Origin of the sequence: Trichococcus sp. ES5, from assembly GCF_900067165.1 — a bacterium.
Classification (GTDB): domain Bacteria; phylum Bacillota; class Bacilli; order Lactobacillales; family Aerococcaceae; genus Trichococcus; species Trichococcus flocculiformis.
Genome location: NZ_FJND01000031.1, coordinates 1 through 18,610, shown reverse-complemented (window position 1 = coordinate 18,610; position 18,610 = coordinate 1). Strand labels below are relative to the sequence as shown.

The window sequence follows — 18,610 nt, the reverse complement described above, 5'->3', positions numbered from 1 at the left end:
CATACATCATGCCCGTTTTCTTTCTAATCTTGGGCTCAGGCAGAAGATCTTCATCTGCGTACTTTTTTGCGGTGCGCCAGTTGATTTCCAATTCTTCAGCTATGTGATTAATAGATTTATCGTGATTGTTTCGTAGATTTCTGATAGTATTAATATCGGTCATTGCGAGCATTCCCTTTCTTACCTCCAGTTACAGTGTTGGAACTATAACTTTAGAGGAATTTCAGGACGCCCGCAATGGCTTTTTCTTTTGCCCTAAGCTGCTTGCGGAGTTATGTACTTTTGCGCTGCAATTGTATGTAGGTTTATCTTGCCACAAACAACAACGGTTTTTCTAGTGATTATCGTTACACAATTCGGGAATGCAGGTTACATAGGTGAGGTTCTTCTCATATAAAAAAAGCTTACCTAGTCATAGTAGTAAGCCTTTTTTATATAACACAAAACTGAATTATCCGCCTTATATTGTTTAAAATTGATGGCAGGATATTTCTTAAATTGTTAGTGACCATTTAAAATTTAATGCCTTTCAGTAAGACTGCTCCATTAGGCTTCTAACCATACTTTTCTGGAAATAAAATTCCATGCCATCACAAAAAAGGTCGCAACTATTTTTGCTGCCATGTAATAAAGTGCAATTTTTTCAACAAAGAACCACATCAAGAATTGATTCAACAATAGTCCGATGACGCTCAAAATAACAAAGAGGATTAGTTCCTTACTTTTTTCATCTTTACTAAATTTGCTGTTGAATACGAACCTCATGCTAGCGACATAGTTGAATAACGTTGAAAGTATAAAACTTACTGCTGCTGAGAGAAGATAGTACACCCCAAAAACATCCGTAAAAAGAAATAGAAATATAAAATCCAAAATTGTGGCTATGATCCCTACAATGCCGAATTTTAATAGTTGTTTCAATAAATTCATCATTATTTATTATCCTCAGCTTTATGCTTTCGGAATTCTACATCACTTGACTCCTTTAAAATGTATATCGGCCTCTTCTTAGCCTCCAGAAATGTCTTTCCTAAGTATTTCCCTATAATTCCTAGACTAAGAAGCTGAATTCCTCCCAACGCTAAGATGATAACTATCATCGATGTCCATCCTGAGGTTGGGTTACCGAATATTAAGGTACGCGCCCCGAAAAAAATGGCAAGAACGATGGCGACAGCGAATGTTAAAAAACCTATTATGGAAGCCATAGCTAAAGGGATCTCGGAAAATGCTACAATTCCATCCAATGAATATCTGAGTAACGACCAAAATGACCAGGTTGTTTGACCAGCCACACGTTCTTTATTTTGGAACTCTAAATATTTGGTCTCAAAGCCAACCCAGCTAAAAATCCCTTTTGAAAAACGGTTGTATTCGGTCAAATTTAGGATAGCATCAACCATCTGTCGTTTCATTAATCGAAAATCCCTTGCTCCATCAACTATTTCGGTGTCTGATATACGATTAATTAATCTATAGAATCCTCTGGCAAAAAAAGAACGGATAACAGGTTCTCCTTCACGATCTTTTCTACGGGTTCCTATACAATCATATTCTTCATCCTGTATCAACCTGTACATCTCCGGCAATAATTCCGGAGGATCTTGTAAATCAACATCCATCACAGCTACGTAGTCCCCTTTGGAATGCTCTAAGCCAGCAAACAATGCAGCTTCTTTCCCAAAGTTCCGTGAAAAGGAATAATATTGTATACGAGAATCCCTTTTTGACAATTCCTTTAATTTCTTCAGAGTCTTATCCTTTGAACCATCGTTCACAAAAATAAACTCAAACGTCACATAATCCATTATTTTGCTTATTTTATCAATTTCCTCATAAAAAATAGGCAGCATTTCTTCTTCGTTGTAACAAGGTACAATAATCGAAATTAATTCTCTATTCATATGTTAATCTCCTATCTTTAAGTATCATTTTAATAAAGTCAATTTAAAAAACTAAATTTCTAAAAAACCAAATAAACTATGCTGTATTATCTTAAAGCACCTTATTCTTGAATTGGAGCAAGTTTCGTCAATAATAACATGTAAAATGGCATAACAGCAATCACATATCTAGGCGATGCTTCCCAAATAATCAAAAACAAAAACATCCCCACAGTAAATATTGAGGACAATAAAATAATAGGATCAACTTTAATTCTATTAAAGAACGCCTTGATAAAAACTAATGATGCAATAAAAAAGTAAAGGAATTGCATAGACTGCATATAAATGTAAGTTGGATAAGATTCTAATAAGTTTACTTTTTGTTTTTCATTTTGAGCACCTATCCTAACGCTGTATGTCGATTTTAAGTCACCAGAGGACCATGAGGTTGCAATTTTTGCCCCAAGAAATTCAAGCCCAGATTTGAAGTTAAAACCAGCTACTCGTTCTTTTATCATTCTAATATGTTCAGCTTGGACTTCTTCTTTAGTTAAATCTTGATCAAAAAAAAGAGTTTTTGAGTAATTTAAATCTCCATCATTATATGCTCCTGTAAGGAAATATTGCCTTTGCCCTATAGTATTACCTTCCGGATACCAAGTATTCAACCCCATAAAAATGTAATGAGTATTTGGCATTCCAATTTTATCAACTTGATAAATTTCTTGAGAATCAATAAATGAATTCCAAGAAGTGTTGATTGTTAATAGCATTACAATAGGTATAGTCGCTAATATTTTTTTCTTTCCCTTTAAGTTAATAACAAGCAATAACACGAACGCGATAATCAATACCAAAGTTGTACCTTTTGCTAAAAATCCTACCGAGAAAGCAACTGATGCGGCTAAAATACTGAAGATTAGATTTTTCCATGTACTCTCTGCAAATCTCAAAACGGGATACAACCCTAATAGAATAATAAACAATTGTAGAGTATCCGTATAAATGTTAGTGACATGCAAGGTTATCTGGTAACAAAAAATAAAAAGCTGCATCGTGATAAACGCCGAGATTTGATTTTTTGAAACAGCTTCTGCACATTTGTAAACCAAAAAGGCGCTTCCTACGTGCATTAAGGCAAATACAATGAAAGTTATTTGATAACTGAATGTATTAAAAATACCTTCAATCCCAAGATAGAGATACATCAGAAATAAGTTTTGCGGATTAGAGACCATATACCACCCATCGATCACGCCCGTATCTTTTAAAGTGATAGCATTGTCCATTACTACCCATGCATCATCAATTGGTCCGATTATTCCATAATACTTGGTTAAGGCTATCATGAATAAAAAGTACAATAATAATTCTATCGTGAGCATGAGTTTTATATTATTCATTATCTTTATTTTCAATAAATACATTAACCCACTTAATAAAATTAATGCAATGATTGCACTTGCCCCATTCAATACCGCAACACGAAAGATGCTACTTATTACTCTAATGTGACCTTGAATAGCAACTAATTTTGGGAAAAATAGTGAAATTAAAATTATTACTGCTAAAGATAGTATAGCCAAAAAGATAACAACTTTTTTGGCATGCTCTTCAATCTTTGTCATTAGAATCCTCCTCATACAATCATTTAATATGTTGCGTTAAAATAGACAGATCTTAATTATAATTTGATGTATTTTACTAACGTAATCAAAAAAGACGCCCCCTGATATAATGGTTCTCAATTATGTCCGGGGGAACTAATAAGTCGCTTAAATATTTTTTTAACTATTGGAACAAAGTCGTGTACGGAATGAACGAAACATAATCTCCCGAAAGAATAAAAATCAGCAGGAAGATGATGACCGTAAAGCCGATTGCGAAAATCAGATTCAACAGCTTGTTCTTCGTAAAATTCAGGATGAAATACGGCGCTACGAACATTTCATAAGTAGCGAAAGGCGAACTGAGCCTTCCCCCTACCGTCTCCAGGTTACCGAAGGCGATCAGGATAAGCGAAGCGAAGAAGTACAGATTGTGGTAAGTCCGGTACTTCTCGTCCTGCTGGATTTTCGTGAACAGGAGCGTCCCGAAAAAGATCAGCAACTGCATCCAGAGGACCGGATTCATCAGCCATTTCCCGCTTGTGTAAGCCGGATTGGTGAAGTAAGGCGCATAACGGCCGGGAATCGCCCACATGTACAGGCTCGGGCTCTTCACGATCAGCCCGGCGATAACCGCAAGCGAGAACAATATCCCGACTTGGCTCCATTTCCCGTTGTAGAGATGATTTTCATAAATGTAGCCCAAAATGAAAATCAAGGCTGTGACGTGGAACAGCGAAGCAATCAACACGACCGCCATGAACTTAACGAATTCCTTCGATTTGATGTACTTGACCGAATAAAGCAGGATGATGCTGGCCAACGAGCCCCTGATCTGGCCCATATCCCGCGCCAAAAAGAAACGCGAAAAATAGTAGAACAGCATCAAGGACGGGTAAGGCACATTGTGATAGAGGTACTTCACAAGCAGGAACATCGTCAGGAAAGCGAAGAACAACAAGAAAGTGTAGTAATTCAAGCCCATGTTCAAAAAGAGATAATTCAGGAACAGGTAACCCGCTTCCGCGTCCAAGTTGCCGTTGAAGACATCCTGGATACCGGTCATATCATCGAAAAATGATTTGTAGGAAAGGAAGTCATAACCCGTCTGATAGCGGAAGCCGGCCAGAACAGCCAAAAATCCGCCGCCGATCAGCGCCATCTTCTTGTTGCCCTGCAGAGCTTCCGTGATGGCAAGCACCAGAAGCGCAAGGAATGTGAAAAGATAAAGTGTCATCAACTTACCTCCGATTCTATTGTAGGACGATTTTGATCGGAGCAGTATAGTTTGTCAACAAGGTACGCTGTTTCTTGTACCAGGCTTTATTTGTGACATGTTTCTGGGAAACCAGGATGATTTCATCGAAGCTCAGTTTCGGGTCCACGGCAACGATATCGGACGCCAACACATAGTTTGTAGCCGTGTCCTTCAGCAAGCGGCCCTGGATTTCGGCAGGCAAAGCCGGATCGGAAAGGATCAATTTCTGCTGCGCGGAAGGATATTGGATCGTATGCACCAATTCATCGGTAAGGTTTCCTTCATTGAATACGGAAAGGTCGATGATGGTGTCCCCATCCGATTCCCTGTAATTGAATACATCGGTGACTTCCTTTTTGAAGAACAGGCGCGAGAGTGCAATCAAAATGCCTAAAACCGTTCCTGCAATCAGGACAGCGACAGCAATCACGGCGTAACCGACAGGACCAAAATCTTCTTCCTCTTCGGTTTTTTCGGGTCCGTTTTGAATCACGACTGTGTGCGGATCGGAAAGCATCGAAACCGACTTGTTCCCGAGCAGCGTCAATTCCTTGTTGCTGATCATGTCGTACAGGACAGCAGCGATGGCGAGATTCTTGTCTGCATCACCCGTCCCCACAGTGATATTCAGCGAGTTATCGCCAGGATCGTTCGTGATGTCCAGGATGTACTTGGCTGGGATATCGCCTTCTTCCAAAGCCTCGATTTCTTGGGCCACAGTCACTTTTTCTGCGGTATCGATCGTCGCGAAGACAGCAGGCGACAACAGCACGGATTCCAATACCGTCGAATTGGTAAAGGCGCTGCCTTCATCATTTTCGATGTAGATTTCGAAGCGGGCTGCTCCCTCATGCAAAGCAGCGTACTCTTCGCTGGTGATCAGATTCACTTCCAGCCCGGTATCCGGATCGATTTTCTTTTCTTCCTCCACTTCCCCGTTACTGAACAAAGTGTAACCGATGCCCAGTACATAAAGCAGCAGCGTAGCGAAGGCAGTCAGCCAGACGGTCTTTTTGTTGTCCTTCAGAAATTCCTTCAATTGTTTGGTTGTGGGTAAATGCATCATGCAGAGGCCTCCTTCGCGTCGTATATTTTTTCCAGCGCTTTTGCGGTCTTCCGCATGTCAAAAGCTTCCATTTCGGGTTTTGGACTGTTGCCTTTCGGCTCGCCCATGACTTCGTCTTCCCAAATGTCCAGACTCGCATCCAACGGCACAAACCGGACATTCTCGGATAACACCGTGTCCTCTGAGACTTCCGTCGACATCACCAACTTGACGTTGGCGGCCTGCGCTTCCACCGCCACGATCGGCAAACCTTCATACAACGAAGGCAATAGGAAGACGTCCATCGCTTTCAGCAGTTCGGCGATATCTTCGCGCTCTCCCAAGAAGAGCACATGGTCGGATACGCCCAGATCCTTGGCCAAACCATGAATCTCTGCTTCGAGACCGCCGGCCCCGACCGACAAAAGATACGTGTTCGGGTGCTTCTTCAGGATATGCTGGAAAATATTCAGCAACAGCCGGTGATTTTTTTGTTCCTCGAAACGGCCGATGTGACCGATCACGAAGGCGTCTTCCGGAATGCCCAACTGCGCATGCATTTCATTCTTCGTCACTGGCACGTTACGGTAACGGTCGAGGTCGATGCCGTTCGGAAGCATAACGAAAGGCTGTTCCTTGCCGAAAAGGCCAATGCCGGCCTCATCCGAACAGCCAATGAAATCAGTCGCATATTTCATCATCAAATTGTTGAAAATCGGGCGCACGACGCTGTACGGGAATCGGTTGCCTTTGCCGTCGGAAGTCGCATGGCTGTGGGCGATGCGCTTTTTGACGCCTGCTTTGGCAGCCAACCACAGGTTCAGGCCTCCGCCGAAGAAGATTTCGTTGTGGACGATATCGACCTGGTTCTCCTGCAGCAGTTTGCTGACGGTTTTGATATAGCGCAGCGGGTGCTTGTTCGGGTTCGGCACGACGAAAATTTTGCCCCCCAATGCGGCGATTTCGTCATGGTAGGGACGTACGTCGGCAAATTCCTCATAGATGACGAAATCGAATTGGTATTTGGAACGGTCGATGTTGCGGTAGGCGTTCATCATGAAAGTCTCCGCCCCGCCCTTTCCCATTCTGCCCTGGAAATGCAGGACACGTTTAGGCTGAGTCATTTTTAAAGTTCTCCCATCTTTCTAGAAATTTCCTTTGAGTTTTTCGATCAATTTCGGCGACGCATTGCTTAAGAGGTGCATCATGCCGGAAGCGATGTAGTTCAGGTAGACCGATTTCGATTGGAATAATAGCTTCATGATTTTCCGGATCGGCGTATCAGTCAGGCTGTGGGCCGTTGCGTACTGCACACGCGGGTGCTGCAGTATTTTTTGGATGTAGGCTTTTTTGCCTGCCCAATCCAACGGGCAGCTTGCTCCGTGCAGCGGGATGATGCAGGACATCGTGCCTTTCAGGAAAAGCGCGCTGAAGCCGCCCAGATCCTTGTCGGTCAGGTCCAGCAATTCATTGTAGAATTCCAGGAACGTTTCGAATTTATTGTCGAAATACTTGTTCGTCAAGCTGCTCTTGCCCTCGAAGGCGTATTGGTACAGCACCTCACTTGTCGTCACGACTTTTTGAGCATGACGGTAGTAGGCGATGTTGAACAAGCGGTCTTCACAGCTGCTGTAGCTCGGAAAGGCGATATGATGCTTGCGGATGATGTCCAGACGGTAAATCTTGTTCCAGATGACATACATCAGCTGCTTGTTCATCAAAGGATAGAGGTTCTCCAGGAATGCCGCGTTCGAGGCGTAGACCTGATCTTCGGCGATCACCTTTTTTTCCGAAACGATCTCCTGATTGTCCAGAACCCGCAGATTATAGGATGCCACGATCAGGTCCGGAACCTCGCTGGTGAGGATCGCTTGGTAGCGTTCCAACGTATGGCGCTCGATTTCATCGTCCGCATCCATCAAAAACAGATACGTGCCTGTCGCGCGTGCGATCCCTTGATTGCGCGCATTCCCCGGTCCGTTGTTCGGGATGGTGATGAAAGCGAAGCGGCTGTCCTCGGCAGCAAATGCCTGCAGAACGTCCGCGGTCGCGTCCTTCGAACCGTCGTTCACGATGATGACCTCAAAGTCGCTGACCGTCTGCGCGGCAATGCTTTCCAAAGTGGCACGGATGGTGCCGGCGCAGTTGTACGCCGGTATCACGATGCTGAAAAAAGGTTTGTTTTCCATTAGTTTTCCTTCCTAACGTTGGGCATGACGGAGCACCCGGGCCACCCAAGGCCGGGGCCAGATAAGCGTTGCTCCTGTCAGGTCAACGCTTTATGACTTGTTCTTTAATTCCTTCGCCAGTTCTTTCAGATAAGGGCGCATCTTGTCGGCTGTGTCTTTGTTCTCCAGGCCGAATTCGATGTTCGCGATCAGCAGTCCGTACTTGTCGCCGACGTCGTAGCGCTTGCCTGTATATTCATAAGCCACCAGCGGATGGATCGCGTTCAACGATTCGATTGCATCGGTCAGCTGGATTTCGTTACCGGCATCCGGCGCTTGGTTGCGCAGAATGTCGAATATTTCCGGCGTCAACAGATATCTACCGATGATGGCAAGGTTGCTCGGCGCTTCTTCCGGAGCCGGCTTTTCGATGAAGTGGTTGACGCTGTAGATATGCTCGCCGACCTTCTCCTTGATGTCGACGATGCCGTAGCGGTTCGTCATGCCTTCAGGGATACGCATCGTCGCAACGACTCCGCCCTTCGTCTCGTCGTAGGTATCCATCAACGCTTTTGCCAACGGGACTTCGCTCGGCATGATATCATCGCCCAAAAGCACGACAAAAGGTTCGTTCCCGATGAAAGCTTCAGCCTGCAGAATGGCGTCTCCCAGCCCATTCGGGTAGGCTTGGCGCACGTAATGGATATGCGGAATATTCGTCTGCTGAACCAATTCCAGCATCGCCGTCTTGCCTTTTTCCTTCAAGTTCTCTTCCAAGGCGATGTTTACGTCAAAATGGTCCTCGATCGGGCTCTTGCCCTTCCCGGAGATGATGATGATTTCTTCGATGCCGGCAGCCATGGCTTCTTCCACCACATATTGGATGCTCGGTGTGTCCACGATCGGCATCATTTCCTTTGCCATCGCTTTTGTTGCCGGCAAGAATCGCGTTCCTAAACCTGCTGCAGGTATTACAGCTTTCCGTACTTTTGTCATGGGACTCCCTCTTTCTTCGTATAGTCTGTTCCATTATAACAAAGATGCCGCCAAAAAAGAATCAACATAGGACAGAAAAAGGGCCACGGCACGCACCCAATCGGATGAGTGATGCCGCGGCCCAGGCTCTTTCAGCGCAAAAACTACGCTTCGTAGCCGTTCGGATTATTCTTTTGCCAATTCCAGGAATCGCGGCACATATCGGCCAATGTCTTCTGGGCTGTCCAGCCTAATTCTTCCTTCGCTTTAGTCGCATCCGCGTAGCAGGTAGCGACATCGCCGGGGCGTCTGTCGATGATGGTGTACGGAATCTCAACGCCTGTAGCCTTCTGGAAGTTATACGTCAAGTCTAGCACGCTGTATCCAATACCCGTCCCAAGATTGTAGATGCCGACACCGTTTGTCTCTTTGATTTTGTCCAAAGCTTTAATGTGGCCCAGCGCCAAGTCGACTACATGGATATAGTCACGGACGCCTGTGCCGTCGGGTGTATCGTAATCGTCACCAAAGATGCTCAAGCGCGGCAATTTGCCGACCGCCACTTGCGTGATGTAAGGCATCAGGTTGTTCGGGATGCCGGTCGGGTCTTCGCCGATCAAGCCGGATTCATGCGCGCCGATCGGGTTGAAGTAACGCAGCAACGCGATGCTCCACTCGGAATCGGAAACCGCCACGTCCTGGAGGATCTGTTCGATCATCACTTTCGTGTAGCCGTAAGGGTTCGTTGCGCTCGTAGGCATGTCCTCCGTCAGCGGCGACACGTTGTTCATACCGTAGACTGTCGCCGAAGAGCTGAAGACAATCTTCTTCACGCCGTGGCTGCGCATTACGTCGCACAGCACCAAAGAGCTCGTGATGTTGTTGTGGTAATATTCGATCGGTTTCGCTACGGATTCGCCCACCGCTTTGTAGCCCGCGAAATGGATGACGGAGTCGATATCCTCTTTTGAAAAGACAGCGTCCAAGGCTTCGCGGTCCAGCACATCCACTTCATAGAAAGTCGGTGCTTTGCCGGTGATCGTTTCGATCCGGTTCAACACTTCCGGCTTGCTGTTCGAATAGTTGTCGACGATGACCACTTCCTGGCCTGCTTTCAATAATTCCACTACGGTATGGCTGCCGATATAGCCGGCTCCGCCTGTTACTAAAACTGACATAATATCCCTCTTTCCGATTGACTGTTTTTATTTTAACCTATGAAATCAATAACTATTGTTGCTGTCCTCTTCCAATGTCAAATCACTATCCAAACCGCTGCCGTCTCCGTAACCATATTGGATATCCGCATCCGAAAGATTCATATCATCCAAAACAACCTGTTCCAGTTCCAGCTCGTCGCGCAACAGATTTGAGATGCGCATCCGCTCTTCGGGGTGGACATAATTATAGTAGATGTCTTCCATATACATCTCTTCACCGGCGATATTCAGCTGATTGTAGGCTGTGATCGAATCACTGTAATTTTTCTGGATATCGATCAGATTCTCAAAAGTCAGATTGGTGCGCATGTTCGTCTCGACTGCCGTCAGGATATCCTGATAGTTGGAAATGCCTTCGATGCTCAACAACTTATCCACGATCGCCTTGATGACCATCTGCTGACGCAGTTGCCTTCCGGTGTCGCCTTGCGGATCATCATAGCGCATCCTTGCGAAGGCCAAAGCATCCCATCCTTGCAAAGTGACGGTTTCCCCTTTCACGAAGTAGGCGTCGTTGTAATCAAACGTCAATGGGCTCGTGATTTCGATACCGCCGATGGCATCGACCAAATCCGCCAAACCATACATGTTGATCTCGACGTAGTAATCGATCGGGATATTCAGGAACTCCTGGATGGAATTGAGCGCCATCTCTGTCCCTCCGAAAGCATAGGCATGCGTGATCTTATCATTGTATTCGTTGTAGATGTCCGTTTGGTAATTGACCATCTCGGTGTACGAATCACGCGGAATGCTGACCAAAGTAGTCTGCTTCGTTTCCGGATTGATCGTCACAATGATTATCGTATCAGACCTTCCGCCCATCTCTTCCAGTTCGTCTCCGTAACTATCGATTCCCAGCAATGCAAAGGATATCGGTTGGGTTTCTGAAAAGGAAACTTCATCTTCACGCTTATCCTCGGTGTCCACGGGGTTGAATACAGCATTCATCGTGCTGTCCACATCATTGTACGCGCCCCACATCAGTCCGCCCACGACAACCATGATGCCGAGCAAGGAGATGAGCAAGACCCTTTTCCAGATCCTCTTTTTCTTGAAATCACTTCTGGATTCATTCATATTGAGTTCCTCTTTCCACGCAATAATAGCTGATTGATCCACAGATCTTGTCTGCGTCTTTTATAAATACCTATTCAGTATAAAACAATCTTTCACATTAAAAAAGAATAAATGAAAAACATAATGAAAAAATAAACTTTCCTTCCCTGCCCGACTTGTCGATCCATCGCTCTCGTTATTTGTATGGATAGTGGTCAAAAAAGCTGTCATACCGTGTCATGAATATCTGTATACTACACTAACTTCTTAATTGTAAAACGCTTCCATTTATTCTATAATAAGGTGAAGCAAGTTCGTTGCACCTGTCTCCCCAAAAAGAAGGTGAAAAAAATGTAGAATGATCAGGAACGACCCCATAACCGCAGAGCGCCAGCATGTCTGACCAATAAGCAACATTCTTTTATTCAAGTTTAGCATCTAAAGGAGGGCTAAATTATGAAACAAAGGTTCCTTTTGCTGGCTCCTCTCTTACTGATGGTTACCTTATTCGGTAATACGCCTGTCGTAAAGGCATCAACAGAAGAGCCAACACAAGCTGCACAATTCCTTATACCTGAAGCAGCTCTCGAAGAAACTGTTACCACAGATGAACCATTACTTATTGTTCCAACCGAAACCCAAACTCCTTTAACCACTGAAGACGCAACAACAGAAACAACTCCTTTTGTGGCAGAACCACCTGTCGTGGAAACCTCACCTGAGACGGTACTTCCCACAGAAACGGCACCGGCTGCCACAACCGAACCAATTCCAACCACAACTGAAAATCCTATAACCGAAACGCCTACGACAGTGGAAACTGTCCCAACTGCACCTACAGTCCCCGATGCCGAAACTTTGGCTCCCGGTATGACGACCCCAGCGGAAGCCGCAACGGACCCGCAAACTAACACAACGGATCCTATTCCGGAAACGTCACCTACCCAACCATCCACGCCAACTGACGAAGACAACACTGAAACCCCCACACTAACTACCGATCCGATTGAAGATCAAACGACACTTACTGTTGAAACTGACACGGAAATTCCTGCAGAACCTCCGATAGAAGCCGAGGAACCAATTGCAGAAGCAGAACCGCAAGAAGATGCTGTCGAAGAAGCTGCAGCAGCCATAATGGCTATGGCAAGCGAGGCAGCATTCTCGACTGGACCATCACAATATGTCAGTTATGTGAACACTAGCGACAACGTGATTGCTTTGACGTTCGATGATGGCCATTCCTATGCAAATCTTTCGGAAATATTGGCCATCCTTGATGTTTACGGCGCAAAAGCAACCTTCTTCATGAATGGGGATGCATCCGCCGATCTTCTGAAACAGATTGTCGATTCCGGACATGAACTCGGAAACCATACTTATTCGCATCAAGATTCCACCATCATTTCTGCTGATGCGCTTGCCTACGACATCAACCTGATGGAAGATTACGTACAGGAAAGCACAGGCACGACTTCACGGCCATTGTTCCGGGCTCCTTATGGCGCTTTGAATGATTCGGTACTGGAAACAGTCGGCAGTCTGGGTTATGAATACACCATCGGTTGGTCCATCGACACGCTCGACTGGTCTGGATTATCGGCAACTACGATCAGTTCCACAATCACCAATAATATTAACCCTGGCGACATCGTCCTGATGCATGCCAGCGTTGGAGCCGTCAATACACCTGATTCTTTATGGTATACGCTATCCGCGCTCCAGAATGCCGGTTATAGATTTTCCACAATCGGCCAACTTTTGGGCATCGCCATTGACGATACAGTAGATGAGGAAAGCAATATTGATGAAGAATTCGCTACCGACATATCCAGATGGGTGGACGATATCGATACCGATCAGCCTTATGTAGCTTTGACTTTCGATGATCTGGAAGATGCTGCTGTTGTGCAGGAATTGTTGGAAGTGTTGGCGTCTTTGAACGTTAAAGCAACCTTCTTCCCTGACGGCAAAGCGGATCCGTACTTGCTCGCACTGATTGTCGAACAAGGCCATGACATTGGAAACCATACTTACTCTCATTCCTATTCCTCACAGCTCAGCGCTTCGCAATTGGCATCCGAACTGAACACAATGGAAAACATCATTCAAGATGCTACCGGCGTAACATCCAGACCTTATTTCCGTCCTCCATACGGCGACTACAATCAATCCGTTTTGGAGACTGCCGGAAGCCTCGGTTATGAATACACGATCGGCTGGACGACCGATACCTATGACTGGGATGGTTATTCATCTACCGCCATTTCCGATCGCGTCGTCGACAACCTTTTCCCTGGTTCCATCTATCTTTTGCACGATGCAGCAGCCACTCCTGAATCTTTGTGGTATATGGTTGCTTCCGTCAGAGCAAAAGGCTTCGATTTTGTCACAATGACGGATCTATTGGCATTGGATGGCGTGTTTTCTCCAGTGGAGGATGATGGCAGCGGAACGGAAGATCCAGGAGGCGTGAGCGAATTAACAGGATTAGATCCGATTCCGGGGACTACCAATCCAATCATCACAAAAGATATTGTGACGGACCGGACCGGACAGCTCGGTGTCGCGGAACCTTACATCGTCTACGAAGACGGTGTCTACCATATGTTCTTCGACGTCATCCTCGGATACAATCCGGATACTGGATCCACAGCCGATGAAATCGGACACGCCTACAGCACCGATATGATCAACTGGACCTACACTCAAATCGTCCTTGGCGAAGAAACCAACGGAACAAGAGCCGCATCCCCTTACGTGATGGAATACGAAGACGCCTACTACATGGTCCCTGACCGTGTCGGCGATGTCAATGTCTATCAAGCTTCGTCATTCCCGCTCGAATGGGAACTTTACGGTACTTTGCTATCCGGCAATTTCGTCGATCCATTGGTCTTTTCCATGGACAACGTCTGGTACATGACCGTTTCCGAATTGCCTTACAACAGCCTCTCCCTTTACTACAACACGTCCGGAGACTGGCGCAACAGCAGCTGGGTACTGCATTCCAGCAGCCAGATCATTCCTGAGACCTCAACCGAAGGCGGACTCCGCAATGCGGGCAATGCCTTCATCTACGAAAACTCGGTCATCATTCCGGTCGAAGTCACTCCTAAAACCACCAATATCTACGGTGAATACACAGACTGGTATGAATTGTCCAATTTATCTACGACCACTGTCACCGTAACCAGAAGAAGCAATGCCGTCATCTCGCAATACAATGACGAATGGAACGGCGATGCGATGCACCATATCTCCTATGTTGCAGCAGGAACTGGTTACTATTATGCAACTGATGGATACAACTGGAACAACAACGAATACAGCATCGGCTTATTCACAGGTTCCGACCCTTCAGATACCCAAAATCCGGTGACTCCGGCCATTCCGACTATTCCAACTGATCCGGTCGACCCTGTTGACCCAACTGATCCTACAAATCCTACTGACCCAACTGACCCTACCAATCCGACAGTTCCTACTGACCCTACTGCAGTTCCGACCGTACCGGTGGATCTGTCCGCAATCGCAGGTGCCGAAAATCCGCTGATCACCAAAGAAATGGTGACCGACCGGACCGGCCAGCTCGGCGTCGCAGAACCGTACATCGTTTTCGAAGACGGCGTTTACCACATGTTCTTCGACGTCATCCTCGGATACAATCCGGATACTGGATCCACAGCCGATGAAATCGGACACGCCTACAGCACCGATATGATCAACTGGACTTACACCCAGATCGTCCTTGGCGAAGAAACCAACGGAACAAGAGCCGCATCCCCTTACGTGATGGAATACGAAAACACCTACTACATGGTCCCTGACCGTGTCGGCGATGTCAATGTCTATCAAGCTTCGTCATTCCCGCTCGAATGGGAACTTTACGGTACTTTGCTATCCGGCAATTTCGTCGATCCACTGGTCTTTTCCATGAACAACGTCTGGTACATGACCGTTTCCGAATTGCCTTACAACAGCCTCTCCCTTTACTACAACACATCCGGCGATTGGCGCAACAGCAGCTGGGTACTGCATTCCAGCAGCCAAATCCTTCCTGAAACAAGCACGGAAGGCGGATTGCGGAACGGCGGCATGCCGATCATCTACGAAAATTCTGTTGTGATACCGGTGGAAGTGACCCCTAAATCAAACAACATCTACGGGGAATACACGACCTGGTATGAATTATCCAATTTGTCCCCTACGACCGTCACTGTTACGAACAAAGGCACAGCCGTCATTTCCCAATACAACGATGAGTGGAACGGCGATGCGATGCATCACATTTCCTATATCGCTGTAGGGGATGGCTTCTACTACGCGACTGACGGGTACAATTGGAACAAGAATGAATACAGCATCGGAATATTCAAAGGTGCTACGACCACAAACCCTACAGATCCGACTGACCCAACCGATCCGACAGATCCAGTCTTGCCGACTGCTCCTTTGACTATGGAACAAATCGCTTTGTACTACAGCGTCAGAAATCCGATCCTTTCCGTAGACAGCATCACGGACAGAGTCGCCACCCAAGGAATCGCCAACCCATACGTCATATTGGAAGACGGCACCTATCATGTGTTCTTCAATACCATCCAGGCCTACAACCCGGCTACCGGTGTAACGGCTGACGAAATCGCACATGCTTGGAGCACCGATCTGCAACAATGGAATTACACACAAGTGGTGCTGGGAGTCGATACCACCGGCACAAATGTCGCTTCCCCTTATGTCTTTATGTATCAAGATGAGTACTACATGGTACCGGATCTGACCGGCAACGTGAATGTATACAAAGCCTCTTCCTTCCCGTTAGGCTGGGAATTATACGGAACGTTGCTGAGCGGAAACTTTGTCGATCCACTTGTATTCGCTCAAGATGATATCTGGTATTTGGCTGTCACCGACCAACCGTACGATAGCCTGTCACTCTACTACAATAGTTCCGGCGATTGGCGCAACAGCAGCTGGACACTACATCCGGAAGGAACAATCATCACAGCAAGCGCAACCGAATCCGATCTGCGGACGGCTGGTAATCCATTCTACTATGATGGAGCCGTTGTCCTGCCAATCCAAGTCACTCCAAGCGATGGCCGCTACGGCGAATACACGTATTGGTACCAATTGTCCAACCTGACGCCGACTACCATTTCGGTCATCAATCTCGGACTTGCAGTAGAGGCACAGAAAAATGAAACATGGAACAGCGACGCGATGCACCACATCTCCAATGCCGCGTTCGGTACCGGTAATATTTATTTTGTCGATGGAATGAACGATGGCGTTTATACGATCGGCCTTTATACCGATTTGGCACAGACCATCCATCCACCTGTCGCAGTGCCGTTCCCTACTGTAATCAATCCGATCCTGACAACTTCAATCGTCACCGATCGCACTGGGCAGTCCGGAATTGCAGACCCATTCATTTACCTTGATAACGGCATCTACTACATCTTCTTCGAAATCATCGGTGGTTACAATGCCGCAACTGGTTTGACCGCTGATGAAGTCGGATATGTCTGGAGTGCTGATCTGGTTAATTGGACTTACGGTCAAGTTGTCATTGGGCCATCCCTACAAGGGGTTCGGGCAGCTTATCCCAACATATTTACGTATGAGGATAACTACTATATGGTTCCGGATATCGCAGATGATATAAATGTCTACACAACCACCGATTTCCCGAACAATTGGACCTACTATACGACATTGCTCGAAGGGACTTACTCTGATACAAATATCTTCCTAATCGACGATGTCTGGTATATGACAACCGCAGAAGCTCCTTATATCAACCTTTCACTTTACTACAACACATCAGGTGATTGGCGGAATGACCAGTGGGTATGGCAAGATGACATCATGAGAGGCACCATCGAGGAATATAGCTATCGCAGTGCTGGCAATCCATTCATCTATGATGACTACATCATCATGCCGGTCCAAGTTCACCCAGACGGCGGTATGTACGGAGAGTACACCTATTGGGTAAAACTTTCCAACTTCTCCACTACCGATGTCGACGTCGATATTATGAGCACAGCCGTCACCGCCATCTTCAATGGCGGATGGAACGATGAGTCGATGCACCACATCTCTCACGCGGACTACCTTGATTGGTATGTCTACATCACCGATGGTTACAATGATGGCGAATACTCACTCGGCCTTTACATCGAAGATTCCTTGGTCTGACGCTTAGCCTTAACATGTTTAACAAAGCATCAAGAAAATAGGTACAAAGTGCACCACGAATAACCCTGCTACGATATGATGTCCATATTGTAGCAGGGTTATTCGTGGTGCTGGGATTTTCGAACCCCAAGCAAATAATCTTCAAGAAGATCAGGCTCCTCTTTAAACGTTGTGTTCGGAGGTCATTGCACAACTAAGTGAGGGATACATTCAGATTATGAGCTTCGGCAGTCTAAATCATATTGTAGGTAATGCTTAGAATGGCAAAGTACATACAGTGTCAGAACCCCGTGATATGAATGTCTGTATAATAAACTAACTTATTTCTGAATTATTCATACCACCCCAAATCTTGATATGAACAACTCTATTTCATCTGCAATATTGGATTTTTGGCAGAGCTGTTATTTTTTCCCTTTCAAAACGTCTCTTAGAGACGAAAAGAAGCACGGAATGCGATTGTTATTGTGTTTTTGGGCATACTAATCCCTTTGTTCGAAAGTTTTTTTTAAATTTGCGGGGTCTCCTCACCAAGACAAGGATTGAATTTGCCGTAGGATATGAAAAAATTCATCTTGGTAGACATGATGGGTGCTGAGTTTTAGCATCATGCGTCTTCCGCTGTGTATCAGTTTCCCAGCGATCTTGAAAAACCGAAGACGAATACTTTGTATCTGTAGGCCTTTGGCCTTTTCCGGGAAAGCTAGTGTGCGTATAAAATTGTTGATGTTATAGGAAAGGACGCTGACCATCATGCGGACGGCATTCTCCAAGAAATGAGAACTGTCCGTCTTGTCGAAGAAGAGGCCATTCTTGGCTTCCTTGATGAAATTCTCCATCGTACCTCTCTTCCAATACGTTTGGTAGACTTGTTCAGTCGAGACAACATCGGATAGATTGGTGATAATGAATTCATGGTGGAAAATCAGTTCATTTGCTTCCCTGACAGAACGAATGCAAACCCTACGATCATGCTTCCAAGTGCCGGCTTGGTAGCGAATGGAGTAGAAATGCTCTTCCTTCTGACTCCATTCGGTCTCATCCCCAACTTGAACAAACTGTTCCGCGAACTTATGCAAGCGGGCATTCCGTTTGAGCCGAATGACGTACTGATGCTCTTTTTCTTCACAGAGGTCATACAGTTCCGGCGCTGCAAAGCCACTATCTGCGCGGACAAGAATG

The 18,610-nt window shown here is 45.9% G+C and carries 12 protein-coding genes; 1 reads left to right on the top strand and 11 read right to left on the bottom strand.

Translation table 11 applies throughout. The annotated features are described in order from the left end of the window. Positions 1–546: 546 nt before the first annotated feature. From TES5_RS14035 to TES5_RS13990, 10 genes are all read right to left on the bottom strand, one after another. Complete coding sequence (locus tag TES5_RS14035) at positions 547–933, bottom strand: GtrA family protein (protein ID WP_068562611.1); 387 nt, start codon at positions 931–933, stop codon at positions 547–549. Next, positions 933–1,904, bottom strand: coding sequence for a glycosyltransferase family 2 protein (locus tag TES5_RS14030; RefSeq protein WP_068562610.1), 972 nt, complete (start codon positions 1,902–1,904; stop codon positions 933–935). The genes TES5_RS14035 and TES5_RS14030 overlap by 1 nt, the downstream gene beginning before the upstream one ends. A gap of 101 nt (positions 1,905–2,005) precedes the next feature. Beyond that, entirely contained in the window at positions 2,006–3,514 is a 1,509-nt protein-coding gene (locus tag TES5_RS14025) for a glycosyltransferase family 39 protein (protein ID WP_068562609.1), read from the bottom strand. A 163-nt stretch (positions 3,515–3,677) separates the two neighbouring features. Then, on the bottom strand, positions 3,678–4,730 hold the full coding sequence (locus TES5_RS14020; protein WP_068562608.1) for an EpsG family protein: 1,053 nt from the start codon (positions 4,728–4,730) through the stop codon (positions 3,678–3,680). Between the two features lie 16 nt (positions 4,731–4,746). Continuing rightward, positions 4,747–5,817: a hypothetical protein gene (locus tag TES5_RS14015; protein WP_068562607.1), complete on the bottom strand. Its 1,071-nt coding sequence runs from the start codon at positions 5,815–5,817 to the stop codon at positions 4,747–4,749. Beyond that, positions 5,814–6,920, bottom strand: a complete 1,107-nt coding sequence (locus tag TES5_RS14010; protein ID WP_068562606.1) for a glycosyltransferase family 1 protein — start codon at positions 6,918–6,920, stop codon at positions 5,814–5,816. Before TES5_RS14010 ends, TES5_RS14015 begins: the two co-directional genes overlap by 4 nt. Positions 6,921–6,941: 21 nt before the next feature. Then, positions 6,942–7,985: a glycosyltransferase family 2 protein gene (locus TES5_RS14005; RefSeq protein ID WP_068562605.1), complete on the bottom strand. Its 1,044-nt coding sequence runs from the start codon at positions 7,983–7,985 to the stop codon at positions 6,942–6,944. 90 nt (positions 7,986–8,075) lie between these two features. Next, the gene (galU, locus tag TES5_RS14000; RefSeq protein ID WP_068562604.1) at positions 8,076–8,960 is read right to left on the bottom strand and encodes a UTP--glucose-1-phosphate uridylyltransferase GalU; all 885 of its coding nucleotides are present in this window, start codon (positions 8,958–8,960) and stop codon (positions 8,076–8,078) included. A 143-nt stretch (positions 8,961–9,103) separates the two neighbouring features. Beyond that, entirely contained in the window at positions 9,104–10,117 is a 1,014-nt protein-coding gene (gene galE / locus TES5_RS13995) for a UDP-glucose 4-epimerase GalE (RefSeq protein ID WP_068562603.1), read from the bottom strand. A 45-nt stretch (positions 10,118–10,162) separates the two neighbouring features. Beyond that, a complete protein-coding gene (locus TES5_RS13990) occupies positions 10,163–11,239 on the bottom strand; it encodes an LCP family glycopolymer transferase (RefSeq protein ID WP_068562602.1) in 1,077 nt (358 codons plus the stop codon). A 435-nt stretch (positions 11,240–11,674) separates the two neighbouring features. Between TES5_RS13990 and TES5_RS13985 the strand changes: the two genes are divergently transcribed. Next, positions 11,675–17,428 carry a glucosamine inositolphosphorylceramide transferase family protein gene (locus tag TES5_RS13985; protein WP_068562601.1) on the top strand — a complete coding sequence of 1,918 codons (5,754 nt, stop codon included), beginning with the start codon at positions 11,675–11,677 and terminating at the stop codon, positions 17,426–17,428. 527 nt (positions 17,429–17,955) lie between these two features. Here TES5_RS13985 and TES5_RS13980 read toward each other — a convergent pair. After that, positions 17,956–18,610: IS1380 family transposase (locus tag TES5_RS13980; protein ID WP_157080420.1), on the bottom strand; the 655-nt coding region annotated here is incomplete at its 5' end.

Bases quoted from the DNA above. Each gene is read 5' to 3' on its own strand.
- TES5_RS13990 (WP_068562602.1), bottom strand. From the start codon at position 11,239: ATGAATGAATCCAGAAGTGATTTCAAGAAAAAGAGGATCTGGAAAAGG.
- TES5_RS13985 (WP_068562601.1), top strand. From the start codon at position 11,675: ATGAAACAAAGGTTCCTTTTGCTGGCTCCTCTCTTACTGATGGTTACC.
- galU (WP_068562604.1), bottom strand. From the start codon at position 8,960: ATGACAAAAGTACGGAAAGCTGTAATACCTGCAGCAGGTTTAGGAACG.
- galE (WP_068562603.1), bottom strand. From the start codon at position 10,117: ATGTCAGTTTTAGTAACAGGCGGAGCCGGCTATATCGGCAGCCATACC.
- TES5_RS14035 (WP_068562611.1), bottom strand. From the start codon at position 933: ATGATGAATTTATTGAAACAACTATTAAAATTCGGCATTGTAGGGATC.
- TES5_RS14025 (WP_068562609.1), bottom strand. From the start codon at position 3,514: ATGACAAAGATTGAAGAGCATGCCAAAAAAGTTGTTATCTTTTTGGCT.
- TES5_RS14020 (WP_068562608.1), bottom strand. From the start codon at position 4,730: ATGACACTTTATCTTTTCACATTCCTTGCGCTTCTGGTGCTTGCCATC.
- TES5_RS14015 (WP_068562607.1), bottom strand. From the start codon at position 5,817: ATGATGCATTTACCCACAACCAAACAATTGAAGGAATTTCTGAAGGAC.
- TES5_RS14030 (WP_068562610.1), bottom strand. From the start codon at position 1,904: ATGAATAGAGAATTAATTTCGATTATTGTACCTTGTTACAACGAAGAA.
- TES5_RS14010 (WP_068562606.1), bottom strand. From the start codon at position 6,920: ATGACTCAGCCTAAACGTGTCCTGCATTTCCAGGGCAGAATGGGAAAG.
- TES5_RS14005 (WP_068562605.1), bottom strand. From the start codon at position 7,985: ATGGAAAACAAACCTTTTTTCAGCATCGTGATACCGGCGTACAACTGC.